General features: G+C 61.5%; 21 protein-coding genes and 1 tRNA gene. 12 read left to right on the top strand and 10 right to left on the bottom strand.

The features are described from left to right. Positions 1-38 precede the first annotated feature (38 nt). Genes AACW30_RS17400 through AACW30_RS17385 form a run of 4 tightly spaced genes read left to right on the top strand, consistent with a single transcriptional unit; the run spans position 39 to position 3,844 of the window. Positions 39-1,100 carry an acyl-CoA dehydrogenase family protein gene (locus AACW30_RS17400; RefSeq protein WP_106579080.1) on the top strand — a complete coding sequence of 354 codons (1,062 nt, stop codon included), beginning with the start codon at positions 39-41 and terminating at the stop codon, positions 1,098-1,100. Continuing rightward, a complete protein-coding gene (locus AACW30_RS17395) occupies positions 1,097-1,900 on the top strand; it encodes an ABC transporter ATP-binding protein (protein ID WP_200625480.1) in 804 nt (267 codons plus the stop codon). Before AACW30_RS17400 ends, AACW30_RS17395 begins: the two co-directional genes overlap by 4 nt. Continuing rightward, positions 1,887-3,086, top strand: a complete 1,200-nt coding sequence (locus AACW30_RS17390) for an ABC transporter substrate-binding protein (RefSeq protein WP_124417602.1) — start codon at positions 1,887-1,889, stop codon at positions 3,084-3,086. The genes AACW30_RS17395 and AACW30_RS17390 overlap by 14 nt, the downstream gene beginning before the upstream one ends. An 11-nt stretch (positions 3,087-3,097) precedes the next feature. Beyond that, positions 3,098-3,844 carry an ABC transporter permease gene (locus AACW30_RS17385; protein WP_442793548.1) on the top strand — a complete coding sequence of 249 codons (747 nt, stop codon included), beginning with the start codon at positions 3,098-3,100 and terminating at the stop codon, positions 3,842-3,844. Between the two features lie 41 nt (positions 3,845-3,885). Here AACW30_RS17385 and AACW30_RS17380 read toward each other — a convergent pair whose 3' ends face one another. Continuing rightward, positions 3,886-4,023, bottom strand: a complete 138-nt coding sequence (locus tag AACW30_RS17380; protein ID WP_164487942.1) for a hypothetical protein — start codon at positions 4,021-4,023, stop codon at positions 3,886-3,888. 173 nt (positions 4,024-4,196) lie between these two features. Here AACW30_RS17380 and AACW30_RS17375 point away from each other — a divergent pair, with 173 nt between their 5' ends. Continuing rightward, on the top strand, positions 4,197-4,391 hold the full coding sequence (locus tag AACW30_RS17375; RefSeq protein WP_053255884.1) for a hypothetical protein: 195 nt from the start codon (positions 4,197-4,199) through the stop codon (positions 4,389-4,391). Between the two features lie 9 nt (positions 4,392-4,400). On the opposite strand, the gene AACW30_RS17370 is transcribed toward AACW30_RS17375, so the two are convergent. Beyond that, positions 4,401-4,784, bottom strand: coding sequence for a fe2+ zn2+ uptake regulation protein (locus AACW30_RS17370; RefSeq protein ID WP_119740169.1), 384 nt, complete (start codon positions 4,782-4,784; stop codon positions 4,401-4,403). A gap of 238 nt (positions 4,785-5,022) precedes the next feature. Between AACW30_RS17370 and pvdQ the strand changes: the two genes are divergently transcribed. From pvdQ to AACW30_RS17355, 3 genes are all read left to right on the top strand, one after another. Further along, complete coding sequence (gene pvdQ, locus AACW30_RS17365; protein ID WP_200625478.1) at positions 5,023-7,302, top strand: bifunctional acylase PvdQ; 2,280 nt, start codon at positions 5,023-5,025, stop codon at positions 7,300-7,302. Positions 7,303-7,514: 212 nt separating this feature from the next. Continuing rightward, positions 7,515-7,588: transfer RNA gene (locus AACW30_RS17360), tRNA-Cys, on the top strand. A 463-nt stretch (positions 7,589-8,051) separates the two neighbouring features. After that, entirely contained in the window at positions 8,052-8,894 is an 843-nt protein-coding gene (locus tag AACW30_RS17355) for a hypothetical protein (protein WP_234452741.1), read from the top strand. Positions 8,895-9,076: 182 nt separating this feature from the next. Here AACW30_RS17355 and AACW30_RS17350 read toward each other — a convergent pair whose 3' ends face one another. Continuing rightward, complete coding sequence (locus AACW30_RS17350) at positions 9,077-9,400, bottom strand: hypothetical protein (protein ID WP_106579087.1); 324 nt, start codon at positions 9,398-9,400, stop codon at positions 9,077-9,079. A 334-nt stretch (positions 9,401-9,734) separates the two neighbouring features. Here AACW30_RS17350 and AACW30_RS17345 point away from each other — a divergent pair, with 334 nt between their 5' ends. Both AACW30_RS17345 and arr read left to right on the top strand, forming a co-directional pair. After that, positions 9,735-9,953 carry a hypothetical protein gene (locus tag AACW30_RS17345; RefSeq protein ID WP_106579088.1) on the top strand — a complete coding sequence of 73 codons (219 nt, stop codon included), beginning with the start codon at positions 9,735-9,737 and terminating at the stop codon, positions 9,951-9,953. 85 nt (positions 9,954-10,038) lie between these two features. After that, positions 10,039-10,455 carry an NAD(+)--rifampin ADP-ribosyltransferase gene (gene arr, locus AACW30_RS17340; RefSeq protein ID WP_200625476.1) on the top strand — a complete coding sequence of 139 codons (417 nt, stop codon included), beginning with the start codon at positions 10,039-10,041 and terminating at the stop codon, positions 10,453-10,455. Between the two features lie 29 nt (positions 10,456-10,484). Here arr and AACW30_RS17335 read toward each other — a convergent pair whose 3' ends face one another. The 7 genes from AACW30_RS17335 to AACW30_RS17305 all read right to left on the bottom strand — a co-directional run bounded on the left by AACW30_RS17335 (position 10,485) and on the right by AACW30_RS17305 (position 17,613). Next, the gene (locus tag AACW30_RS17335; RefSeq protein ID WP_200625475.1) at positions 10,485-10,742 is read right to left on the bottom strand and encodes a hypothetical protein; all 258 of its coding nucleotides are present in this window, start codon (positions 10,740-10,742) and stop codon (positions 10,485-10,487) included. Positions 10,743-10,853: 111 nt separating this feature from the next. Beyond that, the gene (locus tag AACW30_RS17330; RefSeq protein ID WP_200625474.1) at positions 10,854-11,615 is read right to left on the bottom strand and encodes an SDR family oxidoreductase; all 762 of its coding nucleotides are present in this window, start codon (positions 11,613-11,615) and stop codon (positions 10,854-10,856) included. Between the two features lie 38 nt (positions 11,616-11,653). Then, positions 11,654-12,481: a DMT family transporter gene (locus AACW30_RS17325; protein ID WP_200625473.1), complete on the bottom strand. Its 828-nt coding sequence runs from the start codon at positions 12,479-12,481 to the stop codon at positions 11,654-11,656. 74 nt (positions 12,482-12,555) lie between these two features. Further along, positions 12,556-13,461, bottom strand: coding sequence for a transcriptional regulator GcvA (gene gcvA, locus AACW30_RS17320; protein ID WP_200625511.1), 906 nt, complete (start codon positions 13,459-13,461; stop codon positions 12,556-12,558). 63 nt (positions 13,462-13,524) lie between these two features. Further along, the gene (locus AACW30_RS17315; protein ID WP_179608204.1) at positions 13,525-14,946 is read right to left on the bottom strand and encodes an efflux transporter outer membrane subunit; all 1,422 of its coding nucleotides are present in this window, start codon (positions 14,944-14,946) and stop codon (positions 13,525-13,527) included. Then, positions 14,943-16,511 (bottom strand): DHA2 family efflux MFS transporter permease subunit, encoded by a 1,569-nt coding sequence (locus tag AACW30_RS17310; protein WP_200625472.1) that lies wholly within the window; start codon positions 16,509-16,511, stop codon positions 14,943-14,945. Before AACW30_RS17310 ends, AACW30_RS17315 begins: the two co-directional genes overlap by 4 nt. Further along, positions 16,504-17,613, bottom strand: coding sequence for an HlyD family secretion protein (locus AACW30_RS17305; protein WP_200625471.1), 1,110 nt, complete (start codon positions 17,611-17,613; stop codon positions 16,504-16,506). Before AACW30_RS17305 ends, AACW30_RS17310 begins: the two co-directional genes overlap by 8 nt. A 98-nt stretch (positions 17,614-17,711) precedes the next feature. Here AACW30_RS17305 and AACW30_RS17300 point away from each other — a divergent pair, with 98 nt between their 5' ends. Beyond that, positions 17,712-18,422 carry a CerR family C-terminal domain-containing protein gene (locus AACW30_RS17300; RefSeq protein ID WP_169366855.1) on the top strand — a complete coding sequence of 237 codons (711 nt, stop codon included), beginning with the start codon at positions 17,712-17,714 and terminating at the stop codon, positions 18,420-18,422. Positions 18,423-18,457: 35 nt separating this feature from the next. Beyond that, on the top strand, positions 18,458-18,979 hold the full coding sequence (locus AACW30_RS17295) for a DUF1993 domain-containing protein (RefSeq protein ID WP_200625470.1): 522 nt from the start codon (positions 18,458-18,460) through the stop codon (positions 18,977-18,979). Positions 18,980-19,198: the final 219 nt, after the last annotated feature.

Here is a 19,198-nt window from a genome sequence, read left to right as displayed (position 1 = left end):
CGGCGATGGTCCACCTGCTGTAACAAGGAGAAACATGAATGCTTGACCCAATCTTGAGCCGTTGGCTCGATGTTCAAGCGCAGGCCCTGGATGTGGGCAGTTGCGATCCACAGGAAGTGCTGCCAAGGCTGGCAGAGTCCAATGTCTTACGTATCGGCGTGCCCAAAGCGCTGGGTGGCCTGGGCGGCGACGTCACCGCCGCGGTTGACGCCATCGCCAATGTCGCCAGCCATTCCCTGGCGGCGGCATTCGTCTGCTGGGGCCAGCGTTCCTTTATCGAATATTTGCTGCAAAGCCCCAATGAGCGACTGCGCGAGCACCTGTTGCCGGACTTGCTCAGCGGCAAGCTGGCCGGGGCGACTGGCCTGTCGAATGCGATGAAATTTTTGTCGGGCATCGAGACCCTGCAAATCAGCGCCGAGCCGACCGAAGACGGCTGGACCCTCAACGGCCGCCTGCACTGGGTGACCAATTTACGCAAGAACGGCTTTGTCGCGGCGGCCGCTATCGAGCATGCCGCGGGCGGTGCGCCGTTTATCCTGGCGATTCCCGATTCGGTTGCCGGCTTGCAACGCTCGCGCGACCTCGAACTGATGGGGTTGCAGTCGAGCAACACCGCCGCGTTGGGCCTCGAAGGCGTCGAGCTGAGCCGTGAGTGGTTGTTGCATGAAGATGCGCGCAAGTTCCTGCCGGCGGTACGCCCGGCGTTTCTGGGCTTGCAATGCGGCATGTCCATTGGCCTGGCGCGTCGTTCGCTGGCGGAGGTGGCCAACCACCTGGGGTCGAGTCGCACGGTGTTGCGCGATGAGTTGGAAGCGCTGCGGGTGACCCTTGATCACTTGGTCAACGACCTGAAAAAGGGCCTGCTCGCCGGGCGCTTTGCGGCCGAGCCAGTGCCGCTGTTCAAGCTGCGGATTGCCCTCGCCGAAACTGCCGCCAGTGCCGTGCAGCTGGAACTGCAAGCCAGCGGCGGCAAGGCCTACCTCACCGCCCACGGCAGCGGTTTTGCCCGGCGTTGGCGTGAATCGGCCTTTGTGCCGATCGTGACGCCCAGCCTGGTGCAGTTGCGCACCGAGTTGCATCGCCAGGCCAATCTATGAACCAGGCGGTATTGACGGCCCAGGGCATTTGCCTTGGGTATGCCAGCGGCCCCGTGTTGCAAGGGTTTGATTTGCAGCTGCAACCGGGCGAAGTGGTATCGATCCTGGGCCCCAGCGGCGTCGGCAAATCCAGCCTGTTGCGTGTGCTTGCCGGTTTGCAAGCGCCCCAGGGCGGTAGCGTGCGCGTGCTGGGCGAGCCCTTGAATGGCCCGCATCCACGCGTTGCAGTGGCATTCCAGGACCCCAGCCTGCTGCCCTGGCTGAACCTGGAAAACAACGTCGCATTTGGCCTGGATTTCGCCCGCCAGCCGCACTTGAGCACCGAGGAGCGGCGCCGTCGCGTTGATCACGCCATTGCTGCGGTCGGGCTGGAACATGCCCGCCAACAGTTTCCGGCGCAATTGTCCGGCGGCATGGCCCAGCGCACCGCATTGGCCCGCTGCCTGGTACGCCAGCCACAGGTGCTGTTGCTGGATGAGCCGTTCGGCGCATTGGATGAAGTGACCCGCGCCGATATGCAACACCTGCTGCTCAAGGTCAACCGCGAGCAAGGTTCGGCGGCGGTGCTGATCACCCACGACATCGATGAGGCGCTGTTGCTGTCCGACCGCATCCTGCTACTGGGCAACCGCCCGGCGCGGACCTTGGGTGAGTGGCACATTGACCTGCCACAGCCGCGTGAAGAACAGGTCGAGGCCATCGGCGCGCTGCGTATCGACATTCTGAAAACCTTACGGCAGGCGAGCCGCCCTCAACCCAACCCTCTTGAACTGCTGGAGCCCAACCATGTGTCTGGATGACCTCACTCACTCGCGCCGTGACTTTCTCAAACTTTCGGCGGTGCTCAGTGCCGCCGGTGCCATGCCGCTGCTGAGCAGTTTGCAGGCGCGCGCCGCCAGCGAACCGGACGCGCCGGTGCGCATCGGTTATTTGCCGATCACCGACGCCACGCCGCTGCTGGTCGCACACAACAACGGCCTGTTCGAAGCCGAAGGCATCAAGGCCGAGCGCCCGGTGCTGCTGCGCAGTTGGGCCCAGGTGATCGAGGCGTTCATTTCGGGACAGGTCAACGTGATTCACCTGTTGTCGCCGATGACGGTGTGGGCGCGCTATGGCAGCAAGGTGCCTGCCAAGGTTGTGGCCTGGAACCACGTCGGCGGTTCCGGCCTGACGGTGTCGCCGGGCATCACCGACGTCAAGCAACTGGGCGGCAAGTCGGTGGCGATTCCGTTCTGGTACTCGATCCACAACGTAGTCGTGCAGCAGTTGTTCCGTGACAACGGCCTGACCCCCGTGGCGCGTGCTGCCGGCAGTGCGATTGCCGCCAACGAGGTCAACCTCATCGTGTTGCCGCCTTCCGACATGCCGCCGGCCCTGGCCAGCAAGCGCATTGACGGCTATATCGTCGCCGAGCCGTTCAACGCCCTGGCAGAAAACCTCAAGGTCGGCCGGGTGCAGCGCTTTACCGGCGATGTGTGGCGCAACCATGCGTGCTGCGTGGTGTTCATGCACGAGCATGACCTGACCAATCGCCCCGAATGGTCGCAAAAGGTCGTGAATGCGATCGTCAAGGCCCAGGTCTGGACGCGCGACAACCGTGAAGAGGCGGTGAAGCTGCTGTCCAAAGACGGCCCGAACCGCTACACGCCACACGCCGAGCCGGTCTTGAGCAAAGTCCTCGCGCCCGCTGCCGCCGACCGTGCTGCCTACCTGGCCGACGGGGCGATCCAGCATGCCAATTGGGATGAACACCGCATCGACTTCCAGCCTTACCCATTCCCCAGCTACACCGAGGAACTGGTGCGGCGCTTGAAGGACACGCTGATTGAAGGCGACAAGAAATTCCTCGCCGACCTCGATCCGGCGTTCGTTGCCAAAGACTTGGTCGACGACCGTTTTGTGCGTAACGCCATCGAGTCGGTGGGCGGCATGAAGACCTTCGGTTTGCCGGATGGGTACGAACGGCACGAGGAGATTGGCGCTTGAATAAAGGCAGAATCCCGGGCTGGTTGCTGGGGCTGAGTGGCTTGGCAGGCTTGCTGTTTTTGTGGTGGCTGGGCGTCAAGGTATTCGGCGACGCCGACGGCTTGTCGGCGCGCTTTTCAGTGGCGGCGACCTTCAGCAGCTTGTGGGAACTGCTCGGGCGCAGCGAGCTGTACCTGCACATCGCGGTCAGCCTGAAACGCATTTTCGTCGGGTTGTTTCTGGCGTTGTGGGTAGGCGTGCCACTGGGCCTGCTGGTGGGCAGTTCGCGCAACCTGGAGGCGGCCACCACGCCGGCTTTCCAGTTTCTGCGGATGATTTCGCCGCTGTCGTGGATGCCGATCGTGGTGATGTTGATGGGCGTAGGCGACCAGCCGATCTATTTCCTGCTGGCCTTTGCGGCTGTGTGGCCGATCATGCTCAACACCGCTGCCGGCGTGCGTCAGCTGGACCCGCGTTGGCTGCAGTTGAGTAAGAGTTTGAGCGCTACGCGCTGGGAAACCTTGCGACGGGTGATCATCCCCGGCGTGGTGGGGCATGTGCTGACCGGCGTGCGCCTGGCCATCGGTATCCTGTGGATCGTACTGGTGCCGTGCGAAATGCTTGGGGTCAGTGCGGGGCTGGGCTACTACATCCTCGACACTCGAGACCGTCTGGCCTATTCGGAACTGATGGCCCTGGTGCTGCTGATCGGGCTGTTGGGGTTTGCCCTGGATGCGTTTGCGCGTTGGTTGCATCAGCGCTGGGTGCATGCTGGCTGAGCGCCCCGGTTTCCGGCCCGGAAAGCGGGGCGCAGGCGCGATCAGCGGTGCTCGTAGCCTGGGCCGCCGTCGTAGCGATGATCGTGCCAGCCGCCACCGCCGCCGTGTGGGAAAAAGAAGCAGCCGCTCATGCTCAGCATGATCAGCAATGGAATCAGCAGTGTGATTCGACGTAACATTTGAAAATCCTCTAGGGTGCTCACAAGGTCAATCAGGCGTGGGACAAGCCAAACTTTTTCATCGCCTGTAACATACGACCCTGCCGACCCTCATCCATCCCCGTCACCGGGTATGTGCTTGGCATGTTCGGCGATACAAAGTGGATACATTTATCAGGTTCAGGAACCCCGTCATGACCCAAAAGCAACGTTTGAAATATTCGATTCTGATTTCCCTTGTGGTGCTGGGGACGATGTTCGGCCTGTCCTACCTGCAGAACACCGGGGTCATCAGCGAAAAAACGTTCCAGTACATCGCCATTGCCGTGGCGGTGACCGTGGTAGTGATCAACGGCATCATGCGCCGCAAGGTCAAGCCCAACTTCTGATCGCGTCAGTCAGGCGCGACCATCGAGCACTTTGGCAGCCTCTTCATGGAGGCTGTAGCTTTTATCGGCATTGAGGGTGATCACGCCCTCGCTGCACAGGCGCTTGAGCACCTCACGCACGCTGAGAAACGACAACGGAATGCCCAGCTCCAGCAAATGGCTGTGCACGCCGCGCACCCCGAGGGTGCGCTGGTTGTCGGCAGCGGTGAGGAGGGCGTCGATGACCTTCAGCCGAATCAGGCTGGTGCGCAAACCGAAGCACTTGAGCAAATGGCGTATACGCTGGTTGCCTTGCTGTTCGGGCGCTTTGCCGAACGCGTGTGCGCCGCCGCTGCCGTAATTGGCGTCGGCGGCCGGTGAATGTCCGTCCGTGGGCAGTTGCGAGTTGTACATGCAAAAAACTCCTTATCAGAGCCTGATCAGGAAAATGATGGCGCTCTTACCTAATAAGACGAACGAGCGACAGAAATCATGAAGTGCTGGATGTAGAAATTTTGTCGGTATCGACTTTGTCACGGCGCGCACGCCTTAAATAAACGCGTCCGGCGGCTAAATTATTCCCGGTTCATTGCGTCCTTACGGTGGGGTAGCTGCCCCTTGTGAGGGTGTTCAATTTGACTGTGGAGCTTGCGTGATTATTTCCAACCGGTTGTCCAGGGTGTGCGTGGCGGGGCTGTTGCTGGGGGCGAGTCTTGCCGCGTCGGCGCGCGAGCAAGTGACGCAGGCGTCGGCGGACATTCGCCGCACCACGTTTGGTGTGCCGCACATTCGCGCCAACGACGAACGCGGCCTGGGCTACGGCATCGGCTACGCCTATGCCCAGGACAACCTGTGCCTGCTGGCCAACGAAGTGGTCACGGTGAGCGGCGAGCGCGCCAAGTATTTCGGCCCCGAACAGGCGACCCTGGAGGAGCGCAACAACCTTGTCAGCGATGTGTTTTTCACCTGGCTGAATACACCCCAAGCGGTGAGCGCTTTTTGGAACGCCCAGACGCCACAGATACAGCAGCGGATTGAAGGCTACGTCGCCGGCTACAACCGCTACCTGAAAGAGCAGGGCGCGCCGGCACAATGCCAGGCGGCGTGGGTTCGACCGCTTGTGGCGCAAGACGTGATCAAGCTGACGCGCAGGCTGCTGGTGGAAGGCGGTGTCGGGCAATTTGCCGACGCCCTGGCTGGCGCCACACCGCCTCAAGCCACTGCCAGTGTGAAACTCGGTTTGAAAGCCTTTGAACAGGCATCGGCCAACCAGCAGCGTTTCAGCCTCGACCGCGGCAGTAACGCCGTCGCGGTAGGCCGTGATCGTTCGTTTAATGGCCGTGGCATGCTGTTGGCCAACCCGCATTTTCCGTGGGTGGGCGGCATGCGTTTTTATGAGATGCACCTGACCATCCCCGGCCAACTGGACGTGATGGGCGCCGCGCTGCCAGGCTTGCCGCTGATCAACATCGGCTTCAACCAGCATGTGGCCTGGACCCACACGGTCGACACGTCCAAGCATTTCACCCTCTACCGCCTGACCCTGGATCCCAGGGATTCGACGCGCTACCTGCTCGACGGTCAATCCATTCCCCTGGAGGAAACCTCCGTCACCGTGCAGGTCAAGCAGACCGATGGCAGCCTGAGGCCGCAGGCGCAGACGGTTTACAGCTCGCAGTTCGGCCCGGTGGTGCAATGGCCCGGCAAGCTGGATTGGGACAGCCACTACGCCTTCAGCCTGCGCGACGCCAACTTGGGCAACGACCGCGTCCTGCAGCAGTGGGACGCCATGAACCGCGCTACCAGCCTCAAGGCGCTGCAAACCTCGGTGCACACCCTGCAAGGCATCCCATGGGTCAACACCCTGGCCGCCGATGACCAAGGCCAGAGCCTGTACATGAACCTGTCAGTGGTGCCCAACGTCAGCGCGGCCAAACTTGCGCAATGCAGTGACCCACGCGCCGGCCTGCAACTGATCGTGCTCGACGGCTCCCGCAGCGCCTGTGCCTGGGACATTGACCCGCGTGCCGCCCAACCCGGCATCTTCGCCGCCGCCGACCTGCCGCAGCTAGAGCGCACCGACTACGTGCAACACGCCAATGATTCAGCGTGGATGGCCAACCCCAAGGCGCCGTTGACCGGGTTTTCGCCGGTGATCAGCCAGGATCATATCGGCCTGGGACCACGCGCCCGATTCGCCCTGCAGCGCCTGCAATCTCTGGCCAAACAACCGATCAAGGTGACGGACCTGCAAAACATGGTCATGGACAACGAGGTCTACCTCGCCAGCCAAGTCATGCCCGACCTGCTCGCGTTCTGCGCCAACCGCCTCGGCGCGGATGCGGCAACATTGCAGCCACTGTGCACCAGCCTTAAACACTGGGACCAACACGCCAACCTCGACAGCGGCGTCGGCCTGGTGCACTTCATCAATCTGTTCGAACACTTGCAGGCACTCCCCGACGCCTGGCGCGTCGCCTTCGACCCGGCGCACCCCCTGACCACTCCGCGTGGGCTGGCCATCGAGCGCGAACCCGTGGCCAACGCCCTGCGCGAAGCCATGCTGGCCTCGACGGCGGCGGTGAGCCAGCTTGGGTTGACCCGCTGGGGCGACATCCAGGTCTCCGGCCAAACCCCGATGCACGGCGGCCCGCAGCAGCTGGGCATCTACAACGCGATGCAAACCGTGCCACGTGCCGATGGCAAACGCGAAGTCGTCAGCGGCACCAGCTATTTGCAAATCATCACCTTCGACGACAACGGCCCGCAGGCCCTGGGCGTATTGGCATTCTCCGAATCCAGCAACCCTGCCTCTGGGTATTCGAAGGACCAGACCCGCGCTTTCTCCGAGAAAAAACTACGCCCGCTGCCCTTCACCGACGCCCAGATCCAGGCTGACCCGCAGTATCAGCAACAGCTCATCAAGGAGTAGGGCAGGTGCGCAACCCCTTGATGCCAATACGAAATATTTTTGAAATCAAGGGGTTGCAGGTAAAAGCAAATGAGTACATAATGGCGCCCATCGAACGCAACGAAGCATTAAAAACTTCAATGTATTCAATGAGTTAGAGTAGAGGCAGGGTTCTATAGCCCACTCAAGTTTTTATGCGGTGAATGTTAGCGATCAGAGCATTTGCCGTTTGAGGCCGAGTAGCAAAATGGTTATGCAGCGGATTGCAAATCCGCCTACGCCGGTTCGATTCCGACCTCGGCCTCCACTCTTAGAAACCCCGTAGATTAACGTCTACGGGGTTTTTTATTGCCCTCAAATTGACTGCGCTCAACCTGTCATCCGGTTCTTGTGGCGTGCTGCTGCCGCATTTCATGCCTTACAAAGTTTTTGGAACCTACAAATTACCCTGTCCGTCACTACCCTATCGACGCAATGCTGAGGTGTTGTGACGTGTGTCGGTTTTCTTCATCGACGCCGTATGCGCTGTTTGCGTAGCCGGGTGCACCTCTGGGGCGATTGCTGCTGGGCTCGATTGCGTCTTTTTCGGGCTAGACAGAGGACAGGTCAATGACGACAAAACACATACTGTTTGCCGGTGGGTCGGGCATCGTTGGGCGTGCTGCCATCCGGTGGTTTCGTGAGCGCCAGCCCGGTATGCCTTGCTGGTGGGCGGCCGCAATTTGGACGCGGCGCGCGAGGTTGCGCGGGAGGCGGGTGCTGCCCACGCGGTGGCAATCGACCTTGATAAGCCTCGCCTGGGCCTTGATGACGGCGTCGCATTTGCGGCGGTGGTCATGCTGGCACCTGATGATGGACTCCGGGGTTTGCGCTATGCCCAGGACTTGGGCATTGCGTACCTGAACATCGGCAACGGGCTGGTAGAGGTAGGGCCGGAGATGGCGCTGTTCGCGCACCGTGCGACGGCGGCGCCCGTGGTCCTTGCCAGCCAATGGGGCGCCGGGGTCGCGGTGTTTCTTGCGCTGCACGGTGTAAAAGGCTTCGAGCGCGTGCGATCCATCAGGGTCGGGGTTGTACTGGATGAACAAGACGCTGCAGGCCCACTGGCGCTGGAAGATATGCAGCGGCTGAGTGCGGCGGCACCTGCCGCGTTGGTGTTCACAGGCGGGAAGCGGTCCTGGGTGTCCGGTGACGCCGCCAAAGCCAGGATCAAGGCCATTGACGGTCGGGAGCTTGCAGCTGACGCGTACTCTCCGTTCGACATTATCAGCCTCTACGCCGCCACAGGCGCGCCGGATATTCGCTTTGACCTGGCGAGTGGCGAATCATCGAGCCGTCGTCGCGGTGACGCAGTGGCGGCAGAGATCATCGTCGAGATCGAGGGCGAGGCTGAGGGGCGGCCACGACGGTCACGCGCTACCCTTGAGTTCAGGCATGGCCAAGCGTCGCTCACCGGACTGAGCGTGGTGCTTTCGCTGTCAGCCGTGCTGGGCCTCAACGGCGGTTCTCCCTTTTCCGCCGGGCTGTATATGCCCGAGCTGCTTGAGGACGCCGAGGCGTATCTGGATGAATTGCGCCGCGCAGGCGCGGTTATTCACGAATACATTGAGTAACCGTGCCCTGATAACAACGCGGTTCAACTTCCATCGTAAAAAGGAACGGATCTATTCAACTCAATAGGTCCGTTCCCTTTTCAGTCATTGCAGTACATGACTCGATTTATACCGAAGTTCGACGATATAAAAGCTGACAGTGAGAGCCGAGTTGATCACGCCCTGCGATTTTGGCGTGACAGTTATCCGCCAAACGGCCCGCTCTTTACCTGCTCGCCTTTTTTCGCGCAAGAGGGCGGGTTGGACATGCCGAAGGTCATGATATTGCCGCCGTTGATGATGCAGTTGAACTGCTTGTTGTCGTTGGTTTTCAGCAATACGTAGGTATTGGTGCCCTGGGTTTGGCGATTGACAATAGTCAGGTCCGCAGGGGCGTAGCCCAGTGCGCCGGCGCTTTGCGATTTCACGTCATCATCGCTCAACATGTTGGTCTTGCCTGCGAGCGCATTGCAGCCGCCCAGCAATGCCACAGTGATGACCAGTGCAAATAACTTGTGCAGTGACATGTGCCTTATCCTTTTGCCTATAACACGTGAATTAAGCGCTTGTGCGGTTCAGCTATCGTCGTCTGACAGCGCACGTTATGAACCTGCGCTGTTGTTTCGCGACGGCTGTTAACCAGCGTTAATTATAAAATGTTACAAATAATTCCAGAGAGAAATCTCCTGTCTCTCAGTCTCCATTACTTGTCTGTGTGTCTCGCCGGGGGTCGACCCCGTACCGTCATCGTCTGTAAGCAATGGCAGTTACACCTGTAAGAAAATGTAACCGTTCGTCGGAACCCACGCACTATCAAAGGCATACAGAGGTCGATCTACAGAACAAATAAGACAGGTAGCTATGCGATCTCTAATTTTGGATATGCCTAACGGGCGTCAGCTCGTAGAAGAACTGGACCTTGCAACGGAGCAGATGATGGCGACGCCCGTCGAGCAAATCGGCGGCGAAGAGTGGCAAGCGGCATTTGCCAGGCAGCAACGGGCGTTCAGGCTGTGGCGCGATTACCTGCATTGCAAGGCTGACGGCAGGGGGCTCGCCTGCCCTCGTAAGGTTGCCTAGGGGTTCGACAGTCAGTTACAAGAAGGGCATGCCTTGCGCTGCAGACAGGCGGCCTGGCACTACGCATTCTTGGAGTAACAAGCCCATGTCAAACGCCGCCGGCATGTTTATACGACAGTACTTTCACGGCACTCGCGCTGACCTCAAGCCCGCAGACATGATCCGCGTCGGTTATCCGTCCAATTTCACCGAAGGGCGAGCGCTGTCCTGGGTTTATTTTGCGGGCACGCTGGACGCCGCTATCTGGGGCGCCGAACTGGCGCTAGGTCATGAGCGCGAGCGCATTTATGTCGTAGAGCCCACGGGCCCGATCGTGGACGACCCCAACGTGACGGATAAGAAGTTTCCCGGCAATCCGACGCTGTCCTATCGCTCCTGCGAGCCACTGCGGGTCGTTGCCGAAGTGACCCAGTGGCAAGGGCATTCGCCGGAGCGGTTGCAGCAGATGAAGGACAACCTCTCTCGTTTAAAGGCCGAGGGCGGCGATGTCATCCTCGACTGATGGGCCGGTTCCTGCGCGTTGAGCACCGATCAAGCCCCGACCTCGGACCTGGTGATGCGCTGCGCTTTGACCTCATCTGCATACAGGCCAATTTTCCCCTGCTGAGCCGTCAGCAACGCACATATTTTCATCAACGCCATCGCTTCGGCCGGCGTCCTGCCAGTGCCGGCCATGGCCGTCAGTTCAACCACTGACCAGCCGATAACAGCGGCCGCATCTTCAAGGTCATAAAACAGTTCTTGCTGCGCAGTCCTGAGCCCGTCGAGCCCCTGCATCAATTCTTCCATCTGCCTGCCTACCTGATGTTGCTTGAAGTCCAATCCATTAACCCCCATCCCACTCTCAGCCAGGTCTGGGGGGATTACCCAAATGCCTCAAAACAACCGTGCGTCCTGCCCTTACTTGCCCCCGGTGACGTCAAGAAACGTCCCGGTAATGAACGACGCTTCATCGCTCGCCAGCCACAGGATAGCCCGCGCAACTTCTTCGGGTTGTCCGCCGCGGCCCATGGGGATCGAGTCCTTGACCCGATCCACCCGACCCGGCTCTCCGCCGCTTGCGTGCATGTCGGTGTAGATATGGCCGGGGCGGATGCAGTTGACGCGGATGCCGTCTCGCGCCACTTCTTTGGCGAAGCCGATGGTGAACGTCTCCAGGGCGCCTTTTGAGGCAGCGTAGTCGATATATTCGTTCGGACTGCCGAGCCGGGCCGCGCCCGAGGACACATTGATAACGACGCCGCCGCGGCCGTTATGGCGATGGGACATGCGTTTGACCGCTTGTTGCGCGCACAGCATCGGGCCGATGGCATTGACCGCGAAGATGCGCTGCATGCGTGCAAAGTCGAGGTCTTCGAGGCGCGATTGTGGTCCGAGTATGCCCGCGTTGTTGACCAACACGTCGACACGGCCGAACTCGCGGTCAATCGCGGCGAATAACGCCGCGACCTGCTCTGGCTCTGCGCTATCGGCGCGTACCGCCAGCGCTCGCCGTCCGGCGGCTCTCACGTCATTCGCCACGGCCAGGGCGGCGGCCTCGTCGGACACGTAGCTGATCGCGACATCGTAGCCGCGTGCGGCGGCCAGTCGCGCGGTGGCTGCACCGACGCCGCGGCTGCCACCGGTAACCAGGATGACAGGGGCCTGGGGAAGGGTGCTCATAACGCGTAAACCTCACTGTGTAACAGCCATGGACGGCCTCAGCCGATAAGTACAGCGCCGAGCGCAATCACTGCGCAGGCCAGAAACTTGCGCAGCGTGAAGGCCTCGCCGAGAAACCAATAACCGATCAGCGCGGCAAACAACACGCTGGTTTCGCGCAATGCAGACACCGCGCCCATGGGCGCATAGGACATCGCGTAGATAATGATCGCGTAGGCCAGCAGCGAGACCAGCCCGCCGCCCAAGGCTGTCGCGACACCGGGTCGCCAGCTGAACAAACTGCGCGTCCCACGTAAACCGATATAGACCATAGGCATCAACACGCCCCACAACGCGCACATCCACACGGTATACGCCAAAGGCGCGCCAGACAGCCGTGCGCCAATACCGTCGGTCACGCTGTAAGCCGCAATAAAAATCCCAGTGCCTAATGCGTACGGCAGGCTGGGAACGGCAAGCCTGCGGTTGTTGAACGCCAGGGAAACGATGCCGCCAGACACCAGCGCAATGCCCAGCAGCGCCACGCCGGTGACTGCTTCCCCGACAAAAAACGCAGCGCTGAGGGCGATCAGGATAGGCGAGGAACCGCGGGAAATCGGGTAGGTTTGCCCCAGGTCGCCAACCTTGTAGCTGCGAACCAGAAACAGGTTATAGCCCACATGCAGCACCGCCGAGAGGCCGGCGTAGCACCAACTGGCCCGCGCGGGCGGCGTCACAAACGGCGCGATGAGCGCGCTGGCAGTGGCCACCGCCAGGCACATCACCGTCATTGACCACAACCTGTCGGCGCCGCCGCGCAGCAGCGCGTTCCAGCTGGCGTGCAGGAGGGCGGCGAACAGAATCAGCAAAACAATATGAAAAGGCATGCGCCATCCTAAGCAACGGCGCGCCTGCACTAAAGCGAAGTCCTCTCATCCAGGCATGAGCAAACGCTCATGCTTTAGCGATAGCTCAGTTGTGCCTGCTGTGACGCTTCCATCAGCCAGTGACGAAAACTGACGACGTGGGGCTGTGATTCGATGCCTTTTGGGCAGACAAAGTAGTAGGCCACCGGGGAGTCGAACGGCACATCAAACAGCCTGGCCAAACTGCCGTCGCGGATCTGCGCTTCGACATGCCCGCTGCGGGCAAGCGCGACGCCCTGGCCCAACAGCGCAGCCTCGATGGTCATATTGGTGTCTGCAAAGCGCACACTTTCCTTGAGCGCCGCGATGCCCGTGCCGACATGCTGGAACCAGGCCTCCCACTTCGGCACCAGGTCTGCGCCATCGCGCGTCAGCAATGGGTAACGCAATAACTGCGCAGGCGTCTGTGGCAGGCCAAAGCGGTGCAGGAGATCGGGGCTGGCCACGGGGAAAATCTGTTCCCTGAGCAGAAACTCCGAATGCAGGCCCGGATAATTACCATTGCCCAGGCGGATCGCCACGTCAGACTCACTGCTGGAAAACGTGATGGCTTTGTCGCTGGTCTCCAGCGTGATCAGAATTTCCGGGTGCTGCTGCGACAGACTCGGCAACCTGGGAAGCAGCCATTTGAGCGCAAAGGAGTAAGTGGTGCTGACCCTGAGGCGCACCCGGCCTTTGTGTTCCCGAAGGTCAGCCAGGGTGGCTTGCAGGTTCATGAAAAACTCACGCACGATCGGCGCTAGCGCGGCGCCGGCGGGTGTCAACGTCAGCGACTTGCCGCGCTGAAAAAGCTCCAAACCCCAAATCGCTTCAAGGTGTTTTAACTGATGGCTGACAGCACTTTGGGTGACATGCAGCTCCTGCGAAGCCGAGGTGAAGGTAGCGTGCCGCGTGGCAACCTCAAAGGCGCGCAAGGTGGCGGTGGGCGGTAAGTCTCTCATCGGATGCAAGCCGGTAGCCATGAAGGAAGGCTCATGGTAGTTGATTTGCCGCCAATCGCCTGCTCACCGTGTCCATCCAAGCCCGAGCGCTTTGTGCAGCGACGCAAAATCCTTCAGCAACTCTGCGTCCGCGGAGATTCGGCTTTCTTGCGCCTGATAGCGCGTGCGCTCCGCATCCAGCCAATCCAGCGTACTGGCGGTGCCTGCACGGTAACGCTGACGCGTCAGGTCGGCGGCACGCACTGCGGAAGATTCCACCGAGCGCAACAGCAGCACGTTCTGGCGCTGGTGCCCGTAACGCGCCAACGCCACGTCGGCATCGCGCAATGCACTCAACACCACGCTTTTATAGTTGGCCAGGGCTTCGTCTCGTCCAGCCTCTGCACCTTTGACGCTGGCGGCAACGCGGCCGAAATCCAGCGCGTTCCAGGTGATCCGAGGCAGGATCAACCAAGTGCCGTTGTCCTTGCGTGCAAGGTGCCCCGGGTCACCGGCCGAGAACGACAGGTCGCCCATCAAGCTCAGTTTGGGAAACCAGTCTGCGGTCTTCTCGCCAATCTGGGCATTGCTCGATGCCAGTTGGCGTTCAGCGATGCGGATGTCCGGGCGGGCCTTCAAGAGTGCGGCCGGGTCGGCGACCGGCACCGCCTCCGGGATAGCGGGCAGGGGCCGCGCGGCGGCCAGTTGGCTGTCCAGCTCGCCGGGTTCCAGGCCGCAGAGCAGGCCGAGCTGGTCGAGCGATTCGACGATAGCGGCTTGCAGCGGCAGGCGTTGGGCCTGGGTGTTTTGGGCCTGTGTCAGCACCTGCTCCAGCTGCAGTTGCGAGGCCACGCCGCGTTCGCGCCGTTGCTGGGTGAGGTCCAGGGCCTGGTTTTCGATGCCGACGCTGGCGTCGACCAGTGCCAGGCGTGCTTGCTGGTCGCGCAGGTCGGTGTAGGCCTGCACTGTTTCGGCAGCCAGTTGCACTTGGGCGTCAGCCAACCGGGCCTGGGAGGCGTCGGCCTCTGCCTGGGCGGCTTCGACTGCACGGCGTGTGCCGCCAAACAGATCGGCCTCCCAGCTGGCATCGAAACCGGCGAGGTACAGGCTCAACGGGCCTCGGCCACCGCCATTGCTGCCACCCAGCGCGGAGGTGTCCGGGGAGCGCAGTTTGAGCATCGCGGCGTCCCCGGTGACCTTGGGCATTGCGTTGGCTTGCGCGCCGCTGAGGCTTGCGCGGGACTGCTTGAGGCGCGCCTGGGCCGTGGCAATGTCCGGGCTGTTTTGCAGGGCTTGCTCCACCAGCTGGTTCAATTGCGCGTCGCCCAGGGTTCGCCACCACTGCGCGACACCAGGAGTGCTTGCCGATGCGCTGTCAGCGTGCGGCAGGTGCCCGGCCGCCAGGGTCTTTGGCGCGACGTCGGGGGCACCGTGGTAGTCCGGGCCGACGGTGCAGGCCGACAACAGGCCGACGGTCAGCAAGAGGGGAAGGGTGCGAGGAATCATCGTTGTACCGTGCGCTTTTTCAGGATGAAGATCAGGGGCAGGCACGCCAGCATCGCGAGTCCCAGTACATAAAACGAGTCGTTGTAGGCCATCACCGAGGCTTGTTGCGCAATGTCATTGGCAAGTTGTGCGAACGCCTGCGCCTGCGACGTTGAGGCATCGCCGGTTTGCGCGAGGTAGCTGGCGGTGTGGCTCGCCATGTGGTCCTGCGCCAACTGGCTGTTGGCCTGGATGCCTTCGCGCAGCCTGTCGTCATGAAAGTGGCTGCGCCGGTCCATCAGCACGCCGAGCAAGGCCAGGCCGATGGTGCCGCCCAGGTTGCGCGACATGTTGTAAAGCCCGGCGGCGTCCCCGGCGTCACGGGTCTCGACCGAGCGCATCGACAGTTGGCTGAGCGGCATCATCACCAGAATCTGCCCAAAACCACGCAATAGCTGCGACCAGACAAAGTCGTGCCCGACACTCTCGGCGGTGAGTTGGGTGTCGACAAAGCAGCTGGCCCAATACAGCAACAGGCCGGCACCGACCATCCAGCGCAGGTCATAACGGCCGAGCATGCGCGGCAAAATGGGCATCAGCAAAAACGCCGGTATCCCCGACAGCAACATGATCGCGCCGGACTGCTGCGCGTTGTAGCCCGAGAGGATGCCCAGGAACTGCGGCACCAGATACGCCGTGCCATAAATCCCGGCGCCCACGGCGGTACCGATCAACAGCACGCTGCCAAAGCTTTTGTTCAGCACCAGTTGCAGTCGCACGATCGGCGTACTCGAGCGCAACTGCCCGACCGCAATCAGGGAAAAGCCGATCACCGTGGCGATGCTCAGCCACGTAATCAGCAGCGAGTCGAACCAATGCTCACGCTGGCCTTCTTCCAGTACCACCGTCAGCGAACTCAGGCCCATGGCCAGGCCGAGGATGCCCAACCAGTCGGCACTGATGAAGCGTTGCAGGTTCATGCGCTCGCTTGGCAGGCCGGTGATCAGCAGCGTGATCAGAGCGATGCTGATGGGCAGATTAAGAAAGAAGCACCACCGCCAGTTGATGTTTTCCGTGAGCCAGCCGCCGATGACCGGGCCAAGCAAGGGGCCGAGGATCACGGTCATGCCAAACATCGTGGTGCCGATGGCCAGTTGGTGCGGCGGCAGTCGCGTGCGCACGATGGTTTGCGCGGTGGGAATCATCGCGCCGCCGGCGAACCCCTGGCCGATGCGCCCGGCGATCATCGCGCCGAGGCTGGAGGACAGGCCACAGAACATCGAAAACGCCGTAAACATCAAGGCCGTGCCGATCAGGAACCGGCGCAGGCCGAACACGCGGGTCAGCCAGGCGGCGAGAGGGATCATGACGATTTCCGACATCAGATAGCCCGTGGCGATCCACGTGCCTTCGGTGCCGGTTGCGCCGATTTGCCCCTGAATCTGCGGCAGCGCCGAGTTGGTGATCGACACGTCCAGCGTCGCCAGCAAGGCGCCGAGTGCGCCGGCAGCCACGGCGATCCAGTCGGTCAGCGAGGCGTTGCGTGGTTTTTCTGCGGCCACCTCGGCCATCAGCGCTTCAGCCATGATTGGCGTCCGCGGCAGGTGTGCGCGTGTCGACGTCAACGGTTGCCGACAGGCCAGGCATCAACGCCTCGCGCACCTCATCGGGTATGTCCAGCGAGATGCGCACGGGTACGCGCTGCACGATTTTGGTGAAGTTGCCGGTGGCATTCGACGGCGGCAGCAGCGCGAACTGCGCGCCGGTGCCTGGGGACAGGCTGTCGATATGGCCCTGCAGATCACGCCCCGGCAGCGCGTCCACGTGCACGCTGACGGATTGGCCGGGGCGCATGTCGCCGATCTGGGTTTCCTTATAGTTGGCGGTCAGATAAATCGCGCTGATCGGCACCACGGTCAGCAAGCGGGTGCCGGGCTGCACATATTGACCGACACGTACGCCGCGGTCGGCCACGCGCCCGTCCAGCGGGCTGCGAATCACTGCGTCATCCACGTCCAGCTGGCTCTGCGCCTCGCTGGCCTTGGCCACGCCGAGTTGCGCCTGGGCTTGTTTGAGCTGCGCTTCAAGCGTGCCATAGCGGGTCTGACTGGAACGCAAGGCGGCCTGTTTGGCTGCCACGGTGCTGCGGGCCTGGGCCAATTGGTTATTGAGCTGCGCCAGGCGCTCTTCGGGCTCGGCACCTGAACGCGCCAGCGGGGCATAGCGCGCGACTTCGGCCTGCGCGTGTTTCGCATCGGCCTCGGCGCCTTGCAACTGCGCGCGCGCTTCGGCAATGGTCGAGTCCTGCTGCACCAGGTCGGCCTGGGCCTTGGCGTAATCGGCCGTGCGCGCGGCGATTGTGGCCGAGGCTTCATCGCTGACGGCCTGGTATTTGCGCGCATCCAGGCGCACCAGCACGTCGCCGCGCTTTACGTTCTGGTTGTCGCTGACCAGCACTTGGGCGACGTAGCCACTGATCTTGGGCGCCACGCTGATGCTGTCGGCTTGCAGGTAGGCGTCGTCGGTGGTCTGGATGAAACGTCCGGTGAGCCACCACCAGGCGGCCCAAACTACAGCACCCAAAAGTGCGACGGTGGCGATGGTCAGCAGGATCCGTCGAGCCTTGCCGCGTTGACGGTTGACGGTGTCTTCAGGAATGACCTGAGGCGAGGGAGGTGCAGCGGACATCGGGTCACTCCAGATTTATAACAGATGGAATAAATTCTATTTTTCGCGAATTTTTGTCAACTGGTATATTTTGGTCCGGTATTCGAAAGGAGCTGCACATGGCACGACATAAACCTGCCGCCGAGGGTGGTTATCAGCGTGGTGAAGAAACCCGCGCGCGCATTGTCGACGCGGCGGTCGTGGTATTTGGCGAGCGCGGCTACGACGGCGCGTCGACCCGCGACATCGCCACGGCCGCGGGCGTCAACGCCCCGGCGATTCAGTACTATTTTGACGGCAAGGAAGGCATCTATCTGGAGTGTGTCGAGCACTTGATCGCACTGCTGTGGCGCAAGATGGCGCCTTGCGTGGAGGCCGCCGAATGCGCGTTGGCCGATCAGGCTTCGGACGATAAAACCCTGATCGACGTGTCGCTGGGTATCCTCGGTACGGTGGTTTCCACCATCCAGGACAGCCCGCAAACCACCGCCTGGCGTGCGTTTCTAGACCGCCACCAGGCCGGCCTGTGTCCAGAAAGCGCGACAACAGCGTTTGAGGATCGCTTCAAGGCGCGCATTGGCCGGGTTATCCGCCAACTGATCGCGCGCCTGGCCGGTTTTGCGGTGGAGGACGAGCGCACCGTGATTCACTCGATGGCACTGTTCACCCAAGGCCTGGCATTCCGGGTGCAAAAACCCAAGCTGCTTGAGGCGTTGAAGTGGGCAGAGGTCAACCAGAAGGAAATGGAACTGGTACGCGACGTGGTGCTGATGCAAGCCCGGTTTACCCTGGAAGGCCTGGTCAAGCAACGCGGCATGGTCGCTACGTGATGTGATTTTTTTCAACTTCAGAAAAGGACGCAACGATGTCGCTCTATACCATTACCATTCCCTGCTTCGCCCAGATGCTGAACTCGCTCAAAGGCCTGCTCTCCAAGGGTGACGCTCACGCTGCAGCACTGGCTTTCGACCCGCAAGTTCTTCTCGATTCACGCCTGGCACCCGACATGCACCCCCTGGCGACTCAGGTTCGCTACGCCTGCACCCAGGCGCGCGAGGCGGTTGAGCGGCTAAGCGGGCATCCGCTGTCGACGCTGCAGGCCCCGACCTCAATGGCTGAGGCGCTTGCACTGATCGACCAGACGCTGGCAGTGCTCGCCGACGCTGACCGTAGCGTGATTGAGCGTCGTGCGGATGAATCCATCGCCATTGAACTCCCCGGTGGTATCGCCTTCCAGATGACCGGCAACGAATACGCCGTCAATTGGGCCACGCCGCAGTTCTATTTTCCCCTGATGACCGCCTACAACATCCTGCGCCATAACGGCGTGCCGCTGGGCAAAGCGGACTATGTGCCGCACATGTTCGCGTATGTGCGTCAGGGCTGAACGCAGCGTTAAGGACGGCGGCGATTGTGGTGCTGCGCAGTGTCGACACGAGCATCTGCAGCCGCGCTTTTGCGCTGATGGCCTGTGCCCAAAGGCTGCGAAAATCGGCCAGCCGTTGTGAAATGTTGTGAAGCATGGGGAATGGCCCTTTGCCCATGCTAACGTCCGCATCGGGGTATCGTCAGCACGACGATTTCATTCGTTCCATTGAGGGAGCAG

Origin of the sequence: Pseudomonas sp. MF6747 (assembly GCF_963890955.1) — a bacterium.
GTDB lineage: Bacteria > Pseudomonadota > Gammaproteobacteria > Pseudomonadales > Pseudomonadaceae > Aquipseudomonas.
The sequence above is the reverse complement of the archived record's forward strand: the minus strand, read 5'-3'. Positions and strand labels throughout refer to the sequence as shown.